A 21,570-nucleotide genomic window follows, 5' to 3' on the forward strand; every position below is an offset into this window, starting at 1 on the left:
TATATAGTTGATGGGATATTATTTTAAAGTTTTTGCAGGGGGGCTCTATGAAAGTGGCAAAAAGAAATCAATATTTGTATATTATGTTGTTACATGTGACATTTGCACTAGCGGAATGTACACCAACTCCTGAATTTGAGGTGTATAAAGTAAAATCCTTAATTATAGATCAGTGAACCACAAACAAAGAAGGAAGAACAAGTGGAGTTCAATGTTATTTCTTTCGATAGTAAGGAATTAAGCTCTTGCATGTTAAAGAAGGTCAATAACCTTTTTCTGAAATGCCATTATTTAATTCAGTCTGATAATTTTTCCTGGGCACTTTTATAAATAATGGAGTAATCTAACCAAGGTTTATCGATTTAATTCAACTAGTTACACTTTTGCTGCTTTTTCCTTTCGCACAGGCAATAGTTGGCCATACTAGTTGCACTTTTGCTGCTTTTTCCTTTCATACTGGCAATAGTTGGCCATACTAGTTGCACTTTTACTGTTTTTTCTTTCATACTAGCAATAGTTGGCCATACTAGTTGCACTTTTACTGCTTTTTCTTTCATACTGGCAATAGTTGGCCATACTAGTTGCACTTTTACTGCTTTCTCTTTCATACTGGCAATAGTTGGCCATACTAGTTGCACTTTTACTGCTTTTTCTTTCATACTGGCAATAGTTGGCCAAATTGGCGGCTGCTATGCATGCTAAAGGGCCTTTAAGAGGCTTTCTATTCATACGAACGCACCTTTTAGCTTCCTATAGGAATACTTTTTATAATCTTCTATCTATTTACATCATAATTCCGCCGTCTACGTGAAGCACTACTCCATTCACATAGTCTGCTTCACTTGAAGCAAGGAAGAGATATGCATTGGCAATATCCTCGGGCTTGCCAAGCTTTCCGAGCGGAACCATCATTTTCATTTGTCCAATAACCTTGTCCGGAACTGCTGCAGTCATCGCCGTTTCAATAAAACCTGGTGCCACTGCATTGACATTAATTCCTTTTCGTCCGAGTTCCTTCGCCCATGTTTTTGTCATGCCAATTACACCTGCTTTTGCTGCTGCATAATTGGTTTGGCCCACATTGCCGTTTACGCCTGAAACGGAAGAAGTGCTAATAATCTTCCCTTTACCTTTGGCGAGCATGATAGGCAAGACAGCCTGGGTGCAATGAAAAACGCCTGTTAAATTCACATCTATAACTGCTTGGAAATCTGCAGGGGTCAGTTTCGCAAGCATGCCATCCCTTGTTATCCCTGCATTATTCACTAAAATATCAATGGTCCCAAAGTCTTCTTCGACTGCTTTGGCCATTTCATCAATACTTTTGCGATCAGCCACATTCACTTGATAAAAATTCACATTGTAGCCTTTATCTCTTAGTAATTGCGCTTTGGATTCACCTAAATCCGCTTGATAATCTGCAAGCGCTACCGTCGCTCCCTCTTTCGCGAATGTTTCCGCTGCTGCAAAGCCAATCCCATTTGCTGCTCCTGTAATAATTGCTACTTTTCCTTCTAATCTCAAAGCAAACACCTCCAATTATGATTCTAATGGATGCAGTCATAATATATTAATTTACTAGATTAGTATCTTCTTTAACATCCATATAGTTCAAAATACTATGTATATCATTTTTGATATTACTGTACACTTTGCCTTTTGTTTCAAATTTCAGCAGCACATTCCTTTCTTTTTACTTCCAATACACTAATATTATATCAATTTATGTCAAAATCCCTATAATTTAAAATAATAAATTTTAATTTTCCAAAAAAATAATTTTCTTTTATTGATATCGCTCTTTTTTTATATCCTTTCCATATATCCAGTAAATCAACATTAATAAAAAGACATCGACCAATACCAACAACCAGCTAATAGTATTTATCCACGAGTACATGACTTCGTTTGTTAAAGTAACATTCGCTCTTCCAAAAATGAGCCCAAATTCCATCCCCAATGCAGTCCGACACTCAGCCAAAGCGACTCCGATAGAACATACGCATAAGATAATACCAAACCAAATGCAAACAAATGAAAGATATAAGGAGGGTGATGAAAGAGATGGTTGATCTTTGGAAGATGACCAATGAAAACAAACACAAACACAGCTATAATGATGGATACATGCATGCCAAAGGATTTATTCAATGCTGTAATGAGAAAACCACGAAAAATAAATTCTTCTGTTATGGCAATATAAAACATGTAAATCAAAGTCATAATTATTGCCAGTAAAACTCCACGCAGATTTGGTATAAGCAACATATTGAGCTTGATCATCACTTGCTATCCATTGAATAGCGAGCATTACTTTTGTAAAAGAAAAAGCTAGAAGCTACTCAAAAATTTGATAGCTTCTAGCTTTTCTCCATTAAAATGATATCCCCGCTTCACTCAATGGCCAATAACAAATATTCACCTTTCCAACGACCTGACTCGTAGCAATAAAACCGAAGTGACGCCCATCCCAGCTGCCCATCCGATTATCACCCATAACAAAAAGCTTGTCTTCTGGTACAGTCTCTTCTCCTGTGAGCTCTTCCAGTGTAAAGTTTCCTGTCAGCTTCGTACCGAGCGGCACTTCCTTTTTCCTCTCTTCCAAAAACTCTTCCTGTATCATCTTTCCGTTAATATACAGGTCATCATCATGATAAACAATCTGATCACCAGGCAAGCCAATGATACGCTTCACAAAATCATCCCGTTCATTGTGATGAAAAACGATCACATCAAACCTATCCAACTCACCAAATTGGGTCATCATTTTATTTACAATCAGCTTATTGCCATCTTCAAGAGTAGGTGCCATTGATTCACCCTGTACAACATAGTTGGAAAAGAAAAATATACGAATAAACATGTATATCATAATCCCTATTGCAATGGCTTTAAACCAAGCTCTACTTTCTTTCCTTAATTCATCATTCATTTGATTTCCCTCCTGACATTAAATCAAAAGATTATCCTTTGTACTTCGGAGGGTTATTCTTCTCCACGCTCATATTCATTTTTACTTCTATCCGCTTACCTACATACCACAGGATGATGATAATAACAGCAACAATCGCCGTTCTGATTGGCTTTGTTACGAGCGAAGTAATGTCATAGCCCACAAAGCTCATCGTAAAAACCATAACCATCTTTCCTGTAATAATGGCTAATGCATATTGGGCAATGCTTATTCTTGATAACCCCGCTACGATATTTACAATAGCAGATGGCGTGAACGGAAAGCATAAAAGAACAAATAATGGACCGAATCCGTGTTTCTCTACCCACGCCATCAGTTTCTGAACCTTATTGTTTTGTTTGATGAGTCTTAGAAACCGTGCTTGTCCATACCTGCGGATCAATAAAAAGACGAGCATAGCGCCTCCAACCGTTCCAATCCAGGAATACAGAAACCCTAGCCAAAGGCCGAATGCATTGGCATTTGCCATAACTAACAAAAACAGCGGTAAAAAAGGCAGAAAGGCTTCAAGCAAAGGTAATAGTATGCCAGGCAGCGGGCCAAACGAACGATATTCTTCAATTAACGCTAATATATTATCTAGTGTAAACCATGCTTTCAGTAATTCCAGATCCATCGTCAAATCACCTTTTCTCTCTGATGAAAAAACAACCTTACTGCATTTTTGGCAGAATCATTGCTACCGTTCATTGGGCCAGCTAAAAAAATGTTAGTTTGCTAAAAAATCATGAATGACTTGTTTATTTGCTTCCAGGTTAATAGTTAATACTGACATCCCATTAATTCTTGCATTTTCGTACATCCCAGTTCCAGGAACTGTAATAGATTCAATGCCAGGATTGCCTTTTGTAATGAAATCCTTACCAATATATAGTATATCCCCAGTCCCCATATTTGTATTAATATAAGGCGTTACAACGCCTACTAACTTCGGTAATTTAGGAATGGTTTGAAAGCTCGTAAATTGGCTGGCAACAGCTTTCATTGCTTTTTGCTGTCGCTCTACTCGGCCAAAGTCTCCTACAGCATCATGGCGAAAGCGAACATAGCCAAGTAAATGCTCTCCATTTAACCTTTGCAGCCCCGGCTGCAGCGTCACACCAATATTCTTTGACATTTCCTTTTCTACTTCAATTTCAACTCCATTTGGAAATGCTTCATCAATTACTTTTACAAACCCGTCAAAATTCGCGATCATATAGTATTGCGAATCAATGCCGAAGTTTTCCTTTATCGTTTGTCTTAACAAATCCGGACCGCCGTAAGCAAGTGATGCATTGATTCTATTTTTCCCGTAGCCCGGGATATCAACGTACATATCTCTCATAAACGAGATTAATTTATAAGTCCCTTTATCTGGATGGTATTGAGCGAGCATGATCGTATCTGCACGTGCTTTTTCTTCTCCTCTTGAATCGCTTCCAAGCAGGAGGATATTTGTTCCGCCATACTGATCCTTCGCCCCATTAAATTCATATACCTCATCCGGCAAGTCTGAAAACCCATCCTCTTTTGATTGTTGTACACCTTGTTTATATTGGAAATAAGAATAAGCCAATGTTCCACCTATAAGTAAAAATAAAACGAGCAAAATAACTTTCCATGGCTTTCTTTTCCCTCGTTTTTTCTTTTGATGTCTATCTGATCTCATGTTAAAATTCCTTTCTCATTCATATTAACGGGATCAAATTCCAGTCTGCAGCTCTCTTCCTGCCACATTCACTTAAAAAAATGTTTCCCCATTTAAATAAGACTGATTTAAGTCGAAAAAAGTTTCTTTTTATTTTTATTATTTCCTATCTCTTATCTATTTTGCCTTGTATTTTACACTTTGGCAATTTTTACTTTTTTTATCCGTCCTTATTCTTATCATCGGTTAAAATGCCTATTTTATTAATTATAGAACAATTTTATAAAAAAAAGCCGCAAACCTTTTAATGAGGGTTTGCAGCACCATTCTAGTTTAAGTAATCCTTAAACCAATTAATAATATAATGCAGACGACTGATTCTTAAGTTTGGCTTGCCGCTTCTTGATAGCTCATGATTTGCTTCAGGGAATCTAATGAATTTTGTCTCCTTTTTCCGATGCTTAAGGGCAATAAATAATTGCTCAGCCTGTTCAATTGGACAGCGGAAATCCTTTTCACTATGAAGAATGAGTAATGGTGTATCCATTGCATCGACATAAGCAAGGGGTGAGTGTTTCCATAATTTTTCAATATCATTTAAATCGCTTTTGATTTGCCATTCTGTAAAATAATAGCCAATATCACTCACACCGTAAAAGCTTATCCAGTTCGAAATAGAGCGCTGGGTCACAGCGGCTTTAAACCGGTCTGTGTGTCCAATCATCCAGTTTGTCATGAAACCGCCATAGCTTCCCCCTGTTACGCCAAGACGTTCTTCATCTATAAAGCTGTAAGCAGATAGAGCGTAATCCACTGCCTCCATAATATCCTCATAATCTTTTCCGCCATAATCACCGCGAACCGCATCGACAAATGCCTGCCCATACCCGTGGCTTCCTCGCGGATTTATAAATAATACGGCATACCCTTCAGCTGCAAGTGATTGGAATTCGTGAAAATACGTATTCGCATACATCGCATGAGGACCACCATGAATTTCAACTACCAATGGATACTTTTCACCTTCTACATAATTAGCTGGCTTCATCATCCAGCCATGAATGTCCCAATCATCCGATGACTTGAATTGAAACGGCTCTGCATCAGCAAGCACGGCTTCTTTTAAAAACGCATCATTTACATTTGTTAGCTGCTCTTTTTCGCCAGTAATCACATTTAATAAAAAAAGATCTCCCGGTTGAGTCGGTTTGCTGAGTGCAATAACTGCCCGGTCAAGCGTTCCTCCTGTTGATACACCATAAATATGCTGCTGTGGCTCCAATAAAGCTGGATACATCGCTCCATCTAGGGTCCCATAATAAAGCACCGTGTTTCCGTGGTCAGTCGCTAGGAAGTAAAAGCTGTTGTTATCTTCTCCCCACAGAATTCCCGGAGTTGTCACCCCCTGCTGAAAATCTGCAACTACGTAATCTCCCACTAGCACGTCCCAATCAGCTGTAAGACATGTTAATTCTTCTTTCTCCAGATTATAAATCCAAATTTTTGCTAACGTTGCATTTTCATATTCTCTTGTTTGCCCAAGCAACCCAATATGCTTGCTGTCAGGCGACCAAGTTGCGTAACCAAAGCTTCCTTTGCCAATTGTGATATTCTTCATTTCCTTAGACTTTGGATCGATTAAATATACATCGTTTTGGAAAGAAAAATCCTTGTTCTCGCTTAAATCAGCACCCGCTGCAATATATTTTCCATCTGGTGACCAGCTTTGCAGCTGATAATCATACGTTCCCAATGTTAAGAGTTCTGCCTTGTGCGTTTCGACATGAACAATGGCAATTTGCTGATACTTCCCATCCCAAAATCCATGTGCGTCTGATTTATGTTTCATTTTTTCAATTTCTATTGGTATCGGGTTTTTCTTTTCCTCTTCCCTTTCCTTTTCACCATCTGCTTCAAGTGATTCCCCATTCTTCAAAGAAACATTGAAGGCGATTGTTGTTCCATCTGGAGACCACACTGGATTTGCAGCACCATTACGCGCATTTGTGATTTTTCTCGCTTCTCCTCCTGACATGGACAGGATAAATATTTGGCTTTTCCCGTCAGCGCGATCGGATATAAAGGCGATAGTATTGCCGTCTGGCGACCAGCGAGGTGAATGATTGCGATTGTCTCCAAAAGTTAATTGGACCGGCTGGTTTTTCTCTTCAACATTTAAGTAAAATAATTGAGAGCTATATGTATTTTTTTCTTCGATCATCACTGTTTCCACAAAAACACAATCTCTTCCATTAGATGAAAGCTGTGGATCAGTGACTGATTTTAATGTAAATAAGTCCTCAGGTTTTACGTTTCTCTGTATGCTCATTTATCTCATCCTCCCTCATTAGCTGTTCTAATACTTCGACATCGGAAATAGTTTCCCTGCTTTTTTAACTGCAAATGAGATGTTCCTTTAATTTATTTGTGATATGGAAAAGTTTTCAATAGCTATTCAACTAAATTACGGTTGCATGAATAATTTTAAATGGGTAAAATATATTAGGAACAGATGTTCTATTTCATTAAAAGGAGTATGATCCATTGTGACAAGAATTCCAGAGAAGGATCGGAATATAATGGAGCAGGCAATTTATTTGCCGATGGTTTTGATTGTATTGAATCGAGACTTAATTGTAATTAATAAAAGTCCTTTTAAACTGAGACAGCCTTATTTAAACTTAGTGGAAGAAACGATGAAAGTCATTCAAAAAGAATTAGGGGAAGTCAAACGTTATATGAATAGCCAACAGCTTCAAGTTCAACAAGTTCAAAGTGATGAAGCTTTTACAATGTTCATGTTCCTATATAAAGGCTATGAAGAACAGCATAACTACTTTAACCCCCGTATCCGAAATAAAGTACACGAATTGCTTGAGTTTTATTTATATAAAAGGCATAGCCCTAAAGAGGCTACAGATAGTTAAACCTAAAGAATCAGCTATTATTTTAAGGATTGGATACTTTCTGAAACCTTATCTGCCCTTTTTCCTTTAAAGAAATAAATCGCTTTCCTTTCAGATTCTTCGATACGGCTGTTCAAAGTTGTTTTTAACAATGCCGTTCTTAGGAGTTGATTTTGAAAGATATTATGAGAAACTTCTATGCTATGCAGTTGTCTATTTTTGAATACCACCTCAGTCATCCCGCCGTCCATTGGCTGATGATGGAAAACATGTTCATACGAAATCCAAATACAACTGGAGTTATTGGCTGAAGCCGTAGGGAAGAAATAAATAAAATTGGTGGGATCAATGGTAATAGGTGCCTTATGGGTGACGCCTGTCAGCTGTCTCGTACCTTCTTTTCTGCCTTCATAGCTAGCTCCAAAAAAACGGCAGCTCTTTTTGATAATATCAAGGGGTTTGAATGGGGAAATGGTCTCTTCATCCAGTTCATAAATAAGCGAGTAAATTTTACTTCCATATTCAATAGGCTTAATCATTAAGGTATTGGGATTGATTTCATATTCTTCGATTAATTGGCTTGTCCGATTTTTCATCTTTACACTCCTCATGATTATATTTTTTATTAATTAACAAAATATTTATAAAATTAGTTCTATTTTACCAAATTAAACAAAATATATCCAGCCTTTCATCCTGTTTTCCAAAACTTTTTATAGTTCAATTGGTGTAGGTTGAATCAAATGGTCTATTGAAATAAAACAAAATATTTAAATTATTCAAAAATAAGTTGAATAAACAAATATAATTTCATATACTATTAAAAAGTCATTGGGGTGATTTTTATGAAAGAAAAATCATACGCCGAACTTATGAAAGCAAGCGCAATGAAACGCAAGAAGCAAAAAGAGGCCTTCGTATTAGACCTCTACATCGACATGCTCCTATCTGAAGCCATTCTAAAGAGAAAAAAAGCAACCATACAACATAAAATAGACGAAGCATTAGATCAAAGAAATAAAGCAGACTTCATTTATCTAGCGAAGGAGTATATTGAAATTCACAAGCAATTTGGAACATAGCTTAAATCAATCCTCCCCTACCGGAGGATTTTCTTATGAATAGTTAAATTATCTACAAAGCCCATCTACACATAAAAAAAGAACGGCCTCTACATCTTAGAGTAAAGCCGTTCTAAAAATCATTTAATCTTCTCTATGCTCTATCTCATACTCTTCCAGCATTGTAATTCGTTCAAGCATTGATGGATGTCCATAGCGGAAAAATTTAACTAATAACGGCGGATTGACTTGACTTAATCCCGAGCGCGTCAGCTCTTGGAAAGTTTTAATTCCGGCTTCTGAATCCTTTGTCATTTCAATCGCATATTTGTCCGCTCTCGTTTCCTGATATCGGGAAACTGCATTAGACAATGGACTTGAGACAAAGAGTAACATGGAAATAATCATCAAGAACAAAGGTAGTGATCGAATGTCATTAACGGACGGTATCTTTAATGCTGCGCCCCATCTCGCAATCACCCATTCCATTATCTTCGATGTTAAATATAAGCCAACAAGTGACAGCAGCAAGTAGCCTGCAATCCCAATATAAATATGCTTTTCTACATAATGTGCCATCTCATGCGCCATGATAAATAAAATTTGGTCATCATTCAGCTTGTCTAAGGTTGTATCCCACAGTACAATGCGCGAATTTGAACCAATCCCTGTTACATAAGCATTCAGCGCATTCGTTTTTTCAGCCATATTCACTTCAAAAACATGCTCAGCTGGAATATTCGCTTTTTTAGCAATATCTAAAATCTTCGTTTCCAGCTCTTTGTCCTTCAATGGATAGAAATCATTGTATAAAGGATCAATCACAACAGGCTGTAAAAACATGAGAAACAATGAAAACGGAATGGTAAGCAGCCAAGCATAGAACCACCATCTTTTAGTACTTCTATTGATGAGCCAATAAAGTACATAAACAATGACAATCATCATCCCAAAATTAACCCAAAAATCAATCAGTTCATCCTTCATCCAACCGCCAAAGCTTTGTGTAGAAATATTATACTGTTTAGAAAGAGTAAAACTAATATAACTTAAAGGGGTTGTTGCAATAAATGCAAAAAGCGAGAGCCACGCCACATAAATAGATGATTTTACAAATTTATATTTTGATGATTGCTCGCCCCACTTTTTAAAAGCATTAGACAAGCCAAGCAGTAAAATAAACAAATAAAACAGCCATTCGAATGGTGTGGATAAAAAGAATAACAAGTTTCGAATTTTAGAATAATCTTCGCTCAGCATTAATTCCCTGCCATTCAGGAACGTTGCGGGATCTGCCACTGTTCCCTGGTACTCAAAGGGAAGGCTTGTATTAGCAAAATGGAATAAATACCAATAAAAAAATAAACCATATAGAAAATATGCAACTACACCATACAGGCCAATTTTTCTCGCCATCCGGTCCCCTCCTCTAAAATGCGAAGACGTCTTGCAGCTCTGAAAAGCATAAAACCTACTCAGGGCTTCCTCTTTGCCTTGAATTCCTGTTTGGCTTATGAACTAAGGAGCGAGACGTCGCAACCAACTATTTTTTGTACAGCCCTTTCATATTTAGTTTAGTATAAAAAATCATAAATAGAACCTAAAGTATGAACATTCTTTTCTTTTTCTAGCATACCCAATAGTGGGAATAAGAAAAAACCACCTGCCTTTTAGCAGGTGATTAAGTAAATAAATAGGAATAACAAGTTAACACAGCAATCGAGCCAATTACAACAACCATCAGATTCGCACCCAAATAGGCAGCAGTAAAAGCGGCAGCCGCACCGAGAAGACCAAACCAAATATCATCATTAATAGATAAAACCCCTGGGAAAATCAGTGCGCCAAGTGCGGCATACGGAACATTCTTTAATACACCTTGAATAAATGGAGGGAGCTCCTTTCCTCTGAAAAGGATAAACGGAGCGAGCCGCGGAAGATAAGTAACGATCCCCATACCAATAATCATCCAAACGATTTCACTGCTCATTCTGTTTCCCTCCTTGTGATTTCTTCTTCCTTTCCATGAACTCCACGATGACAGCAGAAGAAATCGTTGCAGCGACTATTCCCCAACCTGTGGCCAAGATTTTTGTATAGATAAAAATCGAGTTGAAACATGCAGCTAGTACAGCGAGAAAAACAAACTTAATACCGTTTTTCATTGAAGGCACAAGCAACCCGATAAACATGGCATATAGCGCTACAGACATACTTTCCTGCAATATTTGCGGAAGATTGGCACCAATCACAAACCCGATGGCTGAAAATATGACCCAACTAAAATAACCTATTGAATTAACACCAAGAATAAAGCCCGTTTTCAAAATTCCATCCCTAGTAGCAACAACTGAAAAAGATTCATCTGTAATACCAAAGGAGTAAATCGCTTTGTATAAGAGATGATCCTCTTCTGCCTTTTCATTTAACGCGGTACTCATCAAGAAATGCCTAATATTCACAATAAAAGTAGTTAATATTATTTCCAGCGCACTCGTTCCTAGAGCGATTAAGCTTAAAGAGATATATTGAGCAGCTCCAGCGAAGACTATCATACTCATTAAGACTGTCTCCCCAATGGTCAATCCTGTGGTCTTCGCTAATAGCCCAAAGGTTAATGCAACGGGAGCATACCCAATTGCAATAGTGAGGCCCGCTTGTATTCCTTTCTTGAAAGAGGAATCCTGTCTCTGCAAAACTATTTCCGTCATTTTTCTCCACTCCATTAAAAATTTTTTATAAAAAGATAGAAATATACTATAATAAAGATAACGGGCGTTTTAATAAACCACCTATGCGTTTTATTATACATATATGCGTTATAATACACCACACTTTTCGGAGGGAATATGGAAAACATTCAAAAAAATATTGGTACAAACCTTAGAAGTATAAGAAAAAAAAGAGGACACAGCCTCGATGCCACTGCTGAACTTACAGGCGTGAGCAAAGCGATGCTTGGGCAAATCGAACGTGGTGAATCTAACCCTACAGTGACCACTCTTTGGAAGATCGCAACCGGGCTGCAAGTTTCATTTTCCTCTTTAATTATGGACGAACCATCCTCTGTTCATGTGGTTAAACTAAATGATGTGGTACCTATCATGGAATATGAGGGAAATTACCGGGTTTACCCTATATTTCCTTTTGATCCAAGAAAAAAATTCGAAATTTTTTCAGTTGAGATTGAGACAGGATACGAGCACGCTTCACACAAGCATAATGAAGGTGTTGAAGAATATTTAACGGTCATTTCCGGTACACTTGAATTAGAAATTCACCAAGAGTGTTACAAAATTGAAAAAGGAAATTCGATTCGGTTTTTAGCTAACAAGGAACATATTTATAGGAATATCGGAACCGACATGATTCTATATCAAACGGTTTTGTATTATCCATAATGTTGGAGAGGTTATGCCTCTCTTTATTATTTTGATGGGGAGCCAAGGCAGAATCTGCCTTGGCTTTTTTTCATTCTGCAGAGGCTCATATGAGATTGAACCAGCTCTGTCCAGGTAAGGCTTTAGTTGTGTAATGAAAATAAAGTCGCGATGTTTGGAAAAAAATGCGATGTTTAAAATAAAGTCGCAACGTTTATAAAAAAGATGCGAAATTTTACCTCTTTGGGTATGATTGTCTAAAGGGTATTTTATGGAAAAAATACTATTCCGCAATCGAGAAGAAATTTCTAGCATTCATAGGTGATAAACTTAAAAAAATAGACTCAGCGACACAACGACAAAAAGGAGGATTTCATCATGGCGAATACGTCAAATAATAAGAGAACAGATTCTGCTTCAAGAGTGATTATGGCATCACCGCAAACCATTTATCAGTCATTCATAAACCCGGAAGCATTGGTTTCGTGGCTTCCACCGAAAGGAATGTCGGGTCATATTGACATGTTTGACCCCCGCGAAGGCGGAACTTATAGAGTGACCCTCACGTACGAAATGGATCATTCAAACCTTGGAAAGACTTCCCAAAACACTGACGTAGCCCAAGGGGAGTTTTTGGAGTTGATTCCAGACAAGCGAATTGTGCAATCAGTAAAATTCGATTCCGAGGATCCAGCGTTCTCGGGTGAGATGACACAGAAATGGCTCTTAGAAACCACTTCAGAAGGTACAAAGGTCACTATTGTTTGTGAAAACGTACCTGAAGGAATACGAAAGGAGGATCACGACGAAGGTTTAATGTCCACACTGGAGAATCTCGCTATCTTTACCGAATGACAAACTATAAAAATCATTTTTGATGTCTTTATAAAAGGCATCGACCTTAAGCAAACGGGCGCAATTGCGGAATAACATACGTAGAAAATGATCAAACTTTTTTATAAAAATTGTATACTACTTCACAAATAATAAATCCATTTTGATCAATCTTTTTTTCAAAATGGATTTATTTAATTGCCGCAAGATATATAATTAGCGAATTATTTTGATCAAACTTTATTAAAGCTACATTAGGGTGATTTGTATTCCATGTTACCTGTAGTCGTAGCTACCTCTTGTCTTCTCGATGGAGTTGGATGAGCATATCGCTTTTTCTCCTCTATCTTTTCTCCTTTCCTCCCCCCTAGACAGAACAGTAAATTTCTACATTAATCTGTCTCAGCTTTCATTCTCCTCCATATAAAAAACAGCAGATGCCGGTCGACATCTGCTCTACTGCTTTGTATTAAATTAATACTGCCTTATCACTATTCATCTTTTCACCGCGAATTTGCTGGAATTCCAGTAATAATTTCTCGACAGTTAAATGCTGTTTCGCCTCTTCATCCGCTTGAAAAATCATTTGTCCTTTGTCCATCATAATCAGCCTGTTTCCTAAGTCAATGGCTTGCTGCATATTATGTGTGACCATCAAGGTAGTGAGCTGATACTTTTCAACGATTTCTTTCGTAAGTTGTGTAATGAGCTCAGCTCTCGATGGATCCAGCGCAGCTGTATGCTCATCAAGCAACAGTATTTTCGGTTCGGTAAAGGTAGCCATCAACAGGGACAACGCCTGCCTTTCTCCCCCTGATAATAAGCCAACCTTAGCATGCAGCCTGTTTTCAAGGCCAAGATGGAGCATTTCTAATTTTTCTTGGAAAATTACTTTTCTATTCTTTGAAACACCTTTTTGCAGACCCCGTGATTTTGTTCGTGTATAAGCGATCGCAAGGTTTTCTTCAATCGTCATCGCCGGAGCTGTACCTGCCATAGGGTCTTGGAACACTCGGCCAATCAGTTTAGATCGTTTATTCTCTTTTACTGCCGATACATTTTTTCCATCAATAATGATTTCACCTAAATCAGGCATCATTTTTCCGGAAATAATATTCATTAAAGTGGATTTCCCTGCGCCATTGCTTCCGATGACCGTCATAAAATCTCCCGGTTTTAGGTGGAGGTCCATCTGCTGTAATGCCATCTTTTCATCTGGTGTGCCTTCATTAAAAACCTTATGAATCTGTTTTAATTGAAGCAAGATTTTCACCTCGTTTATCATATTCATTTTTTCTTGCCTGAAGCATCCGCTTCTTTTTCCGCTGTCTTTCTCGCTGTTTATCCAACACTTTAGGCAAAATGAGTGCGAATACGACAATCAAAGCTGTAATCAGCTTCATATCTCCTGTTTCTAGAAATTCAACACGCAGTGCAAGTGTCACAATAATGCGATATAGAATCGCTCCACCTACTACAGCCAGCGTCGCTCTTATGATTGTTTTTGCACCAAAGATCGCTTCACCAATAATGACCGATGCGAGGCCGATAACAATCATCCCAATACCCATACCGACATCACTGAAGCCGTTATATTGAGCGATTAAACTACCAGATAACGCTACAAGTGCATTTGCTAAGCCAAGTCCAAGAATTTTCAAAGTGTCCGTATCAGCTGAGAAGCTGCGGATCATCGTTTCATTATTACCAGTCGCTCGAATGGCAAGTCCAAGATCCGTCTTCAAGAACCAATCGATCAAGATCTTTACAATAAAAGCAAGGATCAGCATAAGAATGAGAATTCCCCATGTTTTCGGGACAAAGCCGAAAAAGGTGAGGGCCTGATCGATGCCAAGCCCTTGCCAGAATGCCGTAAGCTTTGAAATCACTGTCTCTTCAGACAAAAGCGGTATATTTGATTTGCCCATAATCCGCAGATTGATAGAGTATAAGGCAATCATCATTAGAATCCCTGACAACAATGGGTTAATTTTCCCCTTAGTATGGAGAAGGCCTGTAACACATCCAGCTAAAAACCCTGCTCCCATGGCTGCAACAGTTGCAACGAAAGGATCGGTGCCACCAACAATGAGCACAGCTGCTACTGCTCCACCAGTCACAAAGCTACCATCCACCGTTAAATCAGGGAAGTCTAGTATTCGAAATGATAAATATACACCTAATGCCATTAATGCATAGATTGCACCTGCTTCAATGGAGCCAAAAATTGCCGTTCCCATATTATTCTCCCTTTCTAACTCAAGCTGTCTAACAAAGTTGGATCCACCTACTTATTCGATAAATTCTGCAACGTCATTCCATTCTTCGTTTAGCTCTATGCCCATATCTGCAGCCGCTTTTTTATTGATTAATAGTTTTAAATTTTGCGGATATTGAATAGGCAGATCTGCTGGTTCTTTTTCACCCTTTAGTATTTGCGCTGCCATCACGCCAGCTTCATAGCCAATATCTTCATAATCAAATCCATATGCTGCAAAACCGCCACGTTCAACGGAATCTAATTCACCTACAAATAACGGAATTTTATTCTCATTAGATACTTGAATGACAGACTCTAATGCAGCTACAACTGTATTATCAGTAATGATATAGAGCACATCAGCTTTGCCGATTAAGGATTCGGTTGCCTGCTTCACTTCAGCTGAAGTGGATACAGTTGCTTCCGCAAGCTTCATATCAGTACCTTTAATAGCTTCTTTTACGATATCGATTTGAGCTGCTGAATTTGACTCTCCAGAGTTATAAACCACACCAATCGTATCAATATCGAAATAGTCATCGATAAATTTAACCGTATTAGGAATAGCATCCGGATGATTATCGATTGTACCTGTGATATTGCCGCCTGGCTCCTCAATGGATTTAACTAAGCTTGAACCAATCGGATCTGTAACAGAAGTAAATACAATTGGAATATCCTTTGTTGCATTTAATGCGCTTAAAGCACTCGGTGTTGAATTCGCAAATATTAAATCCACATTATCACCAACAAAGTTTGTCGCGATGGATTGATTATTATTTTGATCGCCTTGTGCAATTTGAAGATCATAGGTTACACTGAGTCCTTTCTCATCCAGTGCCTTTTTAAATCCGTCTACAGCTGAATCTAAAGAAGGATGTTCAACAATCTGAGTGACTCCGACTTTATATGTTTTTTCCGAATCAGTATTTTCTCCTCCAGATCCGCTAGTATTATCACTACTTCCGCAAGCACTTAAAAAAGCAGCACTAATTATAGTAGTAGCAGCTAACATCTTAATCGAATTGAATTTCCCCATTTGATTAAATTCCCCTTTCGCTTTCACGCTTTTACGCTTTCATGCTTTTATTCATTAAATTATAAATCTATCCTATCAAAGTGACAAGAACTTTTTATTATTTTCTAAAGATTTCAGTTTCTCTCATACTTTTCTAGAAAGTAACTAACTGCTTTAATACACTGAAGAACGTTTCCATATATATTCTAATTAAATTTGAAGAATCCTTGTTAATTATTCTGATATTTCCGAATATAAATATAATTGATGTTCTACAATAAGCTGATATTTTGGTCCAGAAGAAATACGAATATGTATTATTAATTTCTTAAAGGAATTGTCACCCGCTATGGCGAATGATTAAGACCATTTCATTGCATGGATTACTTACTATTCTAGAGCAGTCGAGGTTTGTTTAGATTCAATGTTTCTTTTAAAATGAACCGTTGCCCTTCTAAGCAAGCCAAAAATGAAGGATTAAATTATGAAGGAATACATCCCGAATTGTATTAATCATGGATCATATTTTACCTAATAGCTTGTGAAATTTCTTATTAGCTGGAAGACCCTGCCCCACTAGGTCATTAGCCTTGTAAGCAGGTAAAATCCACCTTCATTGCTTACGCGTCTTTTGCTTGTCGGGGCTAAGCAATGCCCTCCACATTTCATTTTGTCTAGTTGCTGTGGCTATGGGCTCGAGGTCTTAAGCTTGTCGCCCCTGAGCCAGCCACCTCACATTTCATTTAGGAGTGAGATAAATGCATGAATTCTTTACTTTTTTAGTACTTTCATTATTTGTTGTAATGAGCCCAGGTATCGACACAGCTTTAATAACGAAAAGAACCATTTCTGGCGGCAGAAAAGATGGATATAAAATGGCTTTAGGTATTACAACTGGATCTTTAGTACATACTTTCGCCGCAGCATTAGGATTGTCAGCTATACTCATGCAGTCAGCAGTTGCTTTTGAAATTATAAAATATGTTGGAGCTATCTATTTAATTTACCTAGGGCTATCTTCCTTTATTACGATTAAAAAGAAGAAGGATGTTGAAAGTCATGAAGGCAACGTTGCTGCAGCGATGCAAAAGTCAGCTTTTAAACAAGGGCTTTTATCAAATGTGCTCAACCCTAAGGTTGCCATGTTCTTCTTAACCTTCTTACCTCAATTTATAAGTCCTGGAGAGAATGCCGCTCTACAACTAATGTTTATGGGTGTCATTTATACAGTTCTATCAATCACTTGGTTTTTTGTTTACGTCTTCAGTATTAATTATGTACGTGAATGGCTTATGTCACAAAAAGTGCAGAAGTTCATGGATAGAGCAACTGGCCTAGTCTTAATTGGATTTGGGCTGAAACTAGCATTAGATAAACAGCCTTAAATGAAAAAACATTGGGTATGTGCCCAATGTTTTTTTCTCATTTCTGAAAAGATAGCCAAAACCTACATGTTTATTTTCCTTTAAATTGAGGTTTTCTTTTTTCCGTAAAAGCATTGAGCGCTTCAACTCGGTCCTCAGTTGGTATTAATACTTCATAGGCTTTTCTCTCTATTTGGATACCGGTTTGCAAGTCTGTATTCATGCCGTTTTTAACAGCAAATTTTGCCTGCTGCAGAGCAAGTGGACCATTGGCTAGCATTGCTTGCGCAAAGTCAATGCAAGTATCCAATAGACTTTCCTGGGCTGTAATTTTATTAAGTATCCCGATTTGTAAAGCTTCTTCTGCTGTTAATCTTTTCGCAGTTAAGATAAGCTCCAATGCTTTAGCTTCACCGACCAGTCTCGGTAAACGCTGTGTTCCACCTGCACCTGGAATAATGGCAAGGCCTGTTTCAGTCAGCCCCATTTTAGCTTCTGAAGCTGCAATCCGAAAATCACATGATAATGCAAGCTCAATGCCGCCGCCAAAAGCAAAGCCATTGATTCCCGCAATTGTAGGCTGTGGAAGCTGATCAATTAGACTAAACACTTCGCCAATTTTATATAGATTTCTGCGAACCTCTTGGTCCGATAAGTTTTTCCGTTCTTTTAAATCAGCACCTACGCTAAAAGCCTTCTCTCCAGCACCGGTAAAAATGACAACACGCACATTTGGATTGGCCCTTATATTCTCAACCTCGGCTTGCAATATCTGCAATGTCTCATAATTAAAAGCATTCAATGCCTCAGGTCTATTCAATGTTACGATTGCAAGATGATCTCTTATTTCTACAACAATAGCAGTCAAATTCCTCATCCTTTCTGTTTATCCACCCAAATCAAATTCGTTAAACAAAGCTGAAAACCCTTTCATGAAAGAGAAAAAAAGTGCAAAAACCACTAAAAACAGCCCATGCCGCAAAAACAGACATAGACCTCAACACTAAACAGCTATACAAATGTCGATATTTGTCGTTATTTGGAGGTGACAGGCACCTATAAGCCTTTTAGAAAATTGTCGACTGTTGTGTTGAATTTATGGGTTTCTTCTAGGAATGGGCAGTGGCAGCTGTTTTCAAAGATCTCTAGTTTGGCGTTTGGCAGTTGCTCTAGGAGGTGTTCACCAGCAGCAACCGGAATGAGTTTCTCTTCTTTTCCGAAGCAAAGCAAGGTCGGAACATTAAAGGCAGCCAAGTCTGCTCGATAGTCAACAACAGATTGATCGAAAAGAACAGCACTTGCGATAGATTCAGGTAATTTTGTCGTTTCTTCCAGCATCCAGTCAAGCTCCTCTTCCTTTAGCTCTTCCTTAAACATCAATGGAATAAATCCTGAAAGAAAGCCTCTTTGATTGCTTTGTATTTCTCTCATAAAGCTGGTCAAAATCGCCATATCGAAAGCACCGATGTCAAAGTCCGGCCATTTAAAGTCAGAAGCGAGCTCATCAACGATTATTGTTGCTTTAATATTCCCATCCCCATGTTGCTTTAAATATTCCCAAACAACGAAAGCACCCATAGACCAGCCGGCAAGTGTCACATTTTTTAACCCGAGTTTTGTAATGAATTGATACAAGTCATTCGCGTAGTTCGCAATCGTATGCCCGGAGTGAATGTGCTCAGACTGCCCGTGTCCGCGCAAATCAGGGATAAGCACCCGATAGTCATTTTGAAAATATGGCACTTGCTCTTTAAAAAACTTGCCGCTCATCCACACACCATGGATAAAGATAATCGGATCTCCTTTACCTCGATCTTCATAATAAAGCTGAGCGCCATCATCTAATATTAAATTCGCCATATAAATCCCCCCTCAAATAAATATATCATCTTATTACTCAGAATATATGAATTATTTGGAAATTTCAAGAGATCGATGTTTGTAGCACTTTCAGGACAAGTCCTACTATGCCTCCTTATACAATAAAATCGCTTCCTTCGCCAGCTGTCCAATAATCATATCATCAGCTGGGTGCATCGGGAATCCGCATTGAACATCACGAAACAGTCTTTCAAGTTTAAAATCCTTTGAAAGTGCTCGCCCACCTGCTATTTGCATAGCCAATTCAACAATCTTTATAGCTTGATGGCAAATGATATATTTTGCTGCTTGGAAATCTTTAAACAGTTGCTCACGATCAGCCAGTGTCTGCGCTTGGTCCCATTTATCCGCCAACGAATAAAGAAGCATGCGCGAGGAAGTTAAAAGCACCTCTATCTCTCCGATTTTCTGCTGTACATGAGGGACATCTGATATGGATGCCTGCAAGCTATTAGAACGGTGATTAACCGTGTAATCGAGAATAAAATCTCTGGCAGCATGCGAAACTCCGAGAAAAACGGCTGCAATAAATAAAAAAGTAGCTCGGTTTCTCGAACCTCCCTTCCCATCCATGATTGAAAGAAGAGAATCTGCTGGGAGCTGAACATCATGAAACAAAATATTATGACTGCCAGTTGATCGCATACCAATCGTATTCCATGTTTCAATCAATTCCACATTTTCATTTTTTCTCACTAAAAATTCGCCTAATACCCCCTTCTCTTCTATCCAAGCAATCACTATAAATGGGTTTGCAATTGGAGCTAATGTAGCGAATGTCTTTTCTCCTGTTAGTTCAAATCCAGTTGCCGTTCTTCTGGCAATTGTTTCAGGCTTGCTTCCTCTAAAAATATTTCCGCCATTTTTCTCAGTTGCAAATATATTTAAGACCTCTCCTTTTTCTATTACATCTTTACATATACGGGAAAATTGGCCTTTTTCCCATTTTTGGGAATGTCTATAATTTATAAATAAGCATAAATGCCATCCTACAGATAGAGCAACTGAACCATCGCCTTTGGCAATCCTCTCTAAAACTATAATCGTCTCATATAGTGAAGCTTCTTCTCCCCCGTAAGCCCGCGGAATGGTTAGTCCAAGAACTCCTGCGTCTTTTAGCAACTGAAACGAAGCGAATGGGAATTCACCAGTTTCATCATTTTTCGCAGCATACACTTCTATTTGTGAAGACAATCTATCTGCTTTTTCTGCTAGCTGTTCCTCTTTTTCATTACGAATATGCAAATCTTTACTCCTTGTCTCTATCATACTTTCACCTCATTTCTTAAATAGATTTTCTTCTCTGCTATGGTCTGTCGACAAAGGCGGAGTAACAGATAAAGCCGCTATTTGTTGATGAAGCTCTGGTCCAATCTGCAATTCAGCCGCTGCTAGCGAAAGCTCTAATTGCTTTAAATAGCGGGCGCCAATAATAGGTGCAGTAATGGCAGGATGACTATTCACCCAAGCAACAGCCAATGTCGCTGGATCGTATCCATGGTCTACAGAAAATTGAACAAATCGGTCTGCAACTGAATAATATTGCTGCTCACCGTATCTTTTTTCATAGTTCAATTGCTCCACCAGCCTGCCTTGTGCTGGTTTTCTGTTCTCTCGGTACTTCCCTGTCAACAACCCGCCCCCTAGTGGGCTATATGAAATTACTCCAAGCTGCTCCGCTTGAGCCAGCGGAAGTATTTCGACCTCCGCCTGCCTTTTAACAAGATTGTACATCGGCTGGATCAGCTCAAATCTTGATAAGCCGCTTCTTTCAGAGATTCCGAGCGCCTTCATGATTTGCCAAGCTGCCCAGTTGCTGACTGCAGGAAATAATATCTTCCCTTGCCTTTGCAAATCATCAAGAGCCTTTAACGTCTCTTCTATATCAGTATCTTCATCAAACCGGTGGATAAAGTAAAACTCAAGGCGATCCGTGCCTAATCGCCTCAAGCTCTCTTCCACCGACTGAAAAATATGTCTTCTAGAGGCACCGCTTGCATTTACATCCTTGCCTACCGGAAACCCTACCTTGGAAGTAAGCACGATTTCATTGCGGCAATCTGCTATGCACTTCCCTAATATCTCTTCGGCTCTTCCATCATTATAAACATTGGCAGTATCAAAAAAGTTGACACCCCGATCTCGACAAAGTTTGAACATTTGTTTTGACTCAGCTTCATCTGCAATTCCCCCAAAGGACATCGTGCCAAAGCAGAGATTGGAAACTTTTATACCTGTTTTACCTACGACCCTATAGCCCAT

At 38.5% G+C, this 21,570-nt stretch carries 23 protein-coding genes; 5 read left to right on the forward strand and 18 right to left on the reverse strand.

Features of this window, described 5'->3' with window-relative positions:
* Nucleotides 1-371 precede the first annotated feature (371 nt).
* The 7 genes from J2S17_RS03190 to J2S17_RS03220 all read right to left on the reverse strand — a co-directional run bounded on the left by J2S17_RS03190 (nucleotide 372) and on the right by J2S17_RS03220 (nucleotide 6,933).
* Entirely contained in the window at nucleotides 372-659 is a 288-nt protein-coding gene (locus tag J2S17_RS03190) for a hypothetical protein (protein ID WP_307471855.1), read from the reverse strand.
* A 124-nt stretch (nucleotides 660-783) separates the two neighbouring features.
* The gene (gene fabG, locus J2S17_RS03195; RefSeq protein WP_307471857.1) at nucleotides 784-1,524 is read right to left on the reverse strand and encodes a 3-oxoacyl-ACP reductase FabG; all 741 of its coding nucleotides are present in this window, start codon (nucleotides 1,522-1,524) and stop codon (nucleotides 784-786) included.
* Between the two features lie 387 nt (nucleotides 1,525-1,911).
* Entirely contained in the window at nucleotides 1,912-2,223 is a 312-nt protein-coding gene (locus J2S17_RS03200; protein ID WP_307471859.1) for a CPBP family intramembrane glutamic endopeptidase, read from the reverse strand.
* Nucleotides 2,224-2,374: 151 nt separating this feature from the next.
* Nucleotides 2,375-2,932 (reverse strand): signal peptidase I, encoded by a 558-nt coding sequence (gene lepB, locus J2S17_RS03205; RefSeq protein ID WP_307471860.1) that lies wholly within the window; start codon nucleotides 2,930-2,932, stop codon nucleotides 2,375-2,377.
* Between the two features lie 31 nt (nucleotides 2,933-2,963).
* A complete protein-coding gene (locus J2S17_RS03210; protein ID WP_307471863.1) occupies nucleotides 2,964-3,590 on the reverse strand; it encodes a TVP38/TMEM64 family protein in 627 nt (208 codons plus the stop codon).
* 93 nt (nucleotides 3,591-3,683) lie between these two features.
* The gene (locus J2S17_RS03215) at nucleotides 3,684-4,625 is read right to left on the reverse strand and encodes an LCP family protein (protein WP_307471865.1); all 942 of its coding nucleotides are present in this window, start codon (nucleotides 4,623-4,625) and stop codon (nucleotides 3,684-3,686) included.
* Between the two features lie 307 nt (nucleotides 4,626-4,932).
* Nucleotides 4,933-6,933, reverse strand: coding sequence for a S9 family peptidase (locus J2S17_RS03220; RefSeq protein WP_307471867.1), 2,001 nt, complete (start codon nucleotides 6,931-6,933; stop codon nucleotides 4,933-4,935).
* Between the two features lie 217 nt (nucleotides 6,934-7,150).
* Between J2S17_RS03220 and J2S17_RS03225 the strand changes: the two genes are divergently transcribed.
* Nucleotides 7,151-7,531 (forward strand): YhjD family protein, encoded by a 381-nt coding sequence (locus J2S17_RS03225; RefSeq protein WP_307471869.1) that lies wholly within the window; start codon nucleotides 7,151-7,153, stop codon nucleotides 7,529-7,531.
* Between the two features lie 17 nt (nucleotides 7,532-7,548).
* Here the strand turns inward: J2S17_RS03225 and J2S17_RS03230 are convergent, their stop codons facing one another.
* Complete coding sequence (locus J2S17_RS03230) at nucleotides 7,549-8,106, reverse strand: competence protein ComK (RefSeq protein WP_307471870.1); 558 nt, start codon at nucleotides 8,104-8,106, stop codon at nucleotides 7,549-7,551.
* A 249-nt stretch (nucleotides 8,107-8,355) separates the two neighbouring features.
* Here J2S17_RS03230 and J2S17_RS03235 point away from each other — a divergent pair, with 249 nt between their 5' ends.
* On the forward strand, nucleotides 8,356-8,592 hold the full coding sequence (locus J2S17_RS03235; protein WP_307471872.1) for an IDEAL domain-containing protein: 237 nt from the start codon (nucleotides 8,356-8,358) through the stop codon (nucleotides 8,590-8,592).
* Nucleotides 8,593-8,715: 123 nt separating this feature from the next.
* On the opposite strand, the gene J2S17_RS03240 is transcribed toward J2S17_RS03235, so the two are convergent.
* The 3 genes from J2S17_RS03240 to J2S17_RS03250 all read right to left on the reverse strand — a co-directional run bounded on the left by J2S17_RS03240 (nucleotide 8,716) and on the right by J2S17_RS03250 (nucleotide 11,282).
* The gene (locus tag J2S17_RS03240; RefSeq protein WP_307471874.1) at nucleotides 8,716-9,987 is read right to left on the reverse strand and encodes a M48 family metallopeptidase; all 1,272 of its coding nucleotides are present in this window, start codon (nucleotides 9,985-9,987) and stop codon (nucleotides 8,716-8,718) included.
* A 265-nt stretch (nucleotides 9,988-10,252) separates the two neighbouring features.
* On the reverse strand, nucleotides 10,253-10,561 hold the full coding sequence (locus J2S17_RS03245) for an AzlD domain-containing protein (RefSeq protein WP_307471876.1): 309 nt from the start codon (nucleotides 10,559-10,561) through the stop codon (nucleotides 10,253-10,255).
* Nucleotides 10,551-11,282: an AzlC family ABC transporter permease gene (locus J2S17_RS03250; protein ID WP_307471877.1), complete on the reverse strand. Its 732-nt coding sequence runs from the start codon at nucleotides 11,280-11,282 to the stop codon at nucleotides 10,551-10,553. Before J2S17_RS03250 ends, J2S17_RS03245 begins: the two co-directional genes overlap by 11 nt.
* 138 nt (nucleotides 11,283-11,420) lie before the next feature.
* On the opposite strand from J2S17_RS03250, the gene J2S17_RS03255 reads away from it, so the two are divergent.
* Together J2S17_RS03255 and J2S17_RS03260 are read left to right on the forward strand one after the other, a co-directional pair.
* On the forward strand, nucleotides 11,421-11,972 hold the full coding sequence (locus J2S17_RS03255) for a helix-turn-helix domain-containing protein (RefSeq protein ID WP_307471879.1): 552 nt from the start codon (nucleotides 11,421-11,423) through the stop codon (nucleotides 11,970-11,972).
* 357 nt (nucleotides 11,973-12,329) lie between these two features.
* Nucleotides 12,330-12,806: an SRPBCC domain-containing protein gene (locus J2S17_RS03260; RefSeq protein WP_307471881.1), complete on the forward strand. Its 477-nt coding sequence runs from the start codon at nucleotides 12,330-12,332 to the stop codon at nucleotides 12,804-12,806.
* Between the two features lie 448 nt (nucleotides 12,807-13,254).
* Here J2S17_RS03260 and J2S17_RS03265 read toward each other — a convergent pair whose 3' ends face one another.
* From J2S17_RS03265 to J2S17_RS03275, 3 genes are read right to left on the reverse strand one after another with little or no spacing between them, the layout of a single operon-like run.
* Complete coding sequence (locus J2S17_RS03265) at nucleotides 13,255-14,049, reverse strand: ABC transporter ATP-binding protein (RefSeq protein ID WP_307471882.1); 795 nt, start codon at nucleotides 14,047-14,049, stop codon at nucleotides 13,255-13,257.
* Nucleotides 14,024-15,025, reverse strand: a complete 1,002-nt coding sequence (locus J2S17_RS03270) for an ABC transporter permease (RefSeq protein WP_307471884.1) — start codon at nucleotides 15,023-15,025, stop codon at nucleotides 14,024-14,026. The genes J2S17_RS03265 and J2S17_RS03270 overlap by 26 nt, the downstream gene beginning before the upstream one ends.
* 51 nt (nucleotides 15,026-15,076) lie before the next feature.
* Complete coding sequence (locus J2S17_RS03275; RefSeq protein WP_307471885.1) at nucleotides 15,077-16,084, reverse strand: ABC transporter substrate-binding protein; 1,008 nt, start codon at nucleotides 16,082-16,084, stop codon at nucleotides 15,077-15,079.
* Between the two features lie 737 nt (nucleotides 16,085-16,821).
* Between J2S17_RS03275 and J2S17_RS03280 the strand changes: the two genes are divergently transcribed.
* Entirely contained in the window at nucleotides 16,822-17,448 is a 627-nt protein-coding gene (locus J2S17_RS03280; protein WP_307471887.1) for a LysE family translocator, read from the forward strand.
* A 70-nt stretch (nucleotides 17,449-17,518) separates the two neighbouring features.
* Here the strand turns inward: J2S17_RS03280 and J2S17_RS03285 are convergent, their stop codons facing one another.
* The 4 genes from J2S17_RS03285 to J2S17_RS03300 form a co-directional block, all read right to left on the reverse strand.
* Nucleotides 17,519-18,295, reverse strand: coding sequence for an enoyl-CoA hydratase-related protein (locus tag J2S17_RS03285; RefSeq protein WP_307471888.1), 777 nt, complete (start codon nucleotides 18,293-18,295; stop codon nucleotides 17,519-17,521).
* A gap of 188 nt (nucleotides 18,296-18,483) precedes the next feature.
* Nucleotides 18,484-19,287, reverse strand: coding sequence for an alpha/beta fold hydrolase (locus J2S17_RS03290; RefSeq protein ID WP_307471890.1), 804 nt, complete (start codon nucleotides 19,285-19,287; stop codon nucleotides 18,484-18,486).
* 105 nt (nucleotides 19,288-19,392) lie between these two features.
* Nucleotides 19,393-20,577, reverse strand: coding sequence for an acyl-CoA dehydrogenase family protein (locus tag J2S17_RS03295; RefSeq protein WP_307471892.1), 1,185 nt, complete (start codon nucleotides 20,575-20,577; stop codon nucleotides 19,393-19,395).
* 9 nt (nucleotides 20,578-20,586) lie between these two features.
* Nucleotides 20,587-21,570, reverse strand: coding sequence for an aldo/keto reductase (locus tag J2S17_RS03300; RefSeq protein WP_307471894.1), 984 nt, complete (start codon nucleotides 21,568-21,570; stop codon nucleotides 20,587-20,589).

The sequence above is a fragment of the Cytobacillus purgationiresistens genome, from assembly GCF_030813235.1.
Taxonomy (GTDB): Bacteria; Bacillota; Bacilli; order Bacillales; family Cytobacillaceae; genus Cytobacillus; species Cytobacillus purgationiresistens.

Excerpts from the sequence above, each read along its gene's own strand:
- J2S17_RS03190 (WP_307471855.1), bottom strand. The coding sequence starts at position 659 with ATGAAAGAAAAAGCAGTAAAAGTGCAACTAGTATGGCCAACTATTGCC.
- J2S17_RS03200 (WP_307471859.1), bottom strand. The coding sequence starts at position 2,223 with ATGACTTTGATTTACATGTTTTATATTGCCATAACAGAAGAATTTATT.
- lepB (WP_307471860.1), bottom strand. The coding sequence starts at position 2,932 with ATGAATGATGAATTAAGGAAAGAAAGTAGAGCTTGGTTTAAAGCCATT.
- J2S17_RS03210 (WP_307471863.1), bottom strand. The coding sequence starts at position 3,590 with ATGGATCTGGAATTACTGAAAGCATGGTTTACACTAGATAATATATTA.
- J2S17_RS03215 (WP_307471865.1), bottom strand. The coding sequence starts at position 4,625 with ATGAGATCAGATAGACATCAAAAGAAAAAACGAGGGAAAAGAAAGCCA.
- J2S17_RS03220 (WP_307471867.1), bottom strand. The coding sequence starts at position 6,933 with ATGAGCATACAGAGAAACGTAAAACCTGAGGACTTATTTACATTAAAA.
- J2S17_RS03230 (WP_307471870.1), bottom strand. The coding sequence starts at position 8,106 with ATGAAAAATCGGACAAGCCAATTAATCGAAGAATATGAAATCAATCCC.
- J2S17_RS03235 (WP_307471872.1), top strand. The coding sequence starts at position 8,356 with ATGAAAGAAAAATCATACGCCGAACTTATGAAAGCAAGCGCAATGAAA.
- J2S17_RS03240 (WP_307471874.1), bottom strand. The coding sequence starts at position 9,987 with ATGGCGAGAAAAATTGGCCTGTATGGTGTAGTTGCATATTTTCTATAT.
- J2S17_RS03245 (WP_307471876.1), bottom strand. The coding sequence starts at position 10,561 with ATGAGCAGTGAAATCGTTTGGATGATTATTGGTATGGGGATCGTTACT.
- J2S17_RS03250 (WP_307471877.1), bottom strand. The coding sequence starts at position 11,282 with ATGACGGAAATAGTTTTGCAGAGACAGGATTCCTCTTTCAAGAAAGGA.
- J2S17_RS03255 (WP_307471879.1), top strand. The coding sequence starts at position 11,421 with ATGGAAAACATTCAAAAAAATATTGGTACAAACCTTAGAAGTATAAGA.
- J2S17_RS03260 (WP_307471881.1), top strand. The coding sequence starts at position 12,330 with ATGGCGAATACGTCAAATAATAAGAGAACAGATTCTGCTTCAAGAGTG.
- J2S17_RS03270 (WP_307471884.1), bottom strand. The coding sequence starts at position 15,025 with ATGGGAACGGCAATTTTTGGCTCCATTGAAGCAGGTGCAATCTATGCA.
- J2S17_RS03275 (WP_307471885.1), bottom strand. The coding sequence starts at position 16,084 with ATGGGGAAATTCAATTCGATTAAGATGTTAGCTGCTACTACTATAATT.
- J2S17_RS03280 (WP_307471887.1), top strand. The coding sequence starts at position 16,822 with ATGCATGAATTCTTTACTTTTTTAGTACTTTCATTATTTGTTGTAATG.
- J2S17_RS03290 (WP_307471890.1), bottom strand. The coding sequence starts at position 19,287 with ATGGCGAATTTAATATTAGATGATGGCGCTCAGCTTTATTATGAAGAT.
- J2S17_RS03295 (WP_307471892.1), bottom strand. The coding sequence starts at position 20,577 with ATGATAGAGACAAGGAGTAAAGATTTGCATATTCGTAATGAAAAAGAG.
- J2S17_RS03300 (WP_307471894.1), bottom strand. The coding sequence starts at position 21,570 with ATGGGCTATAGGGTCGTAGGTAAAACAGGTATAAAAGTTTCCAATCTC.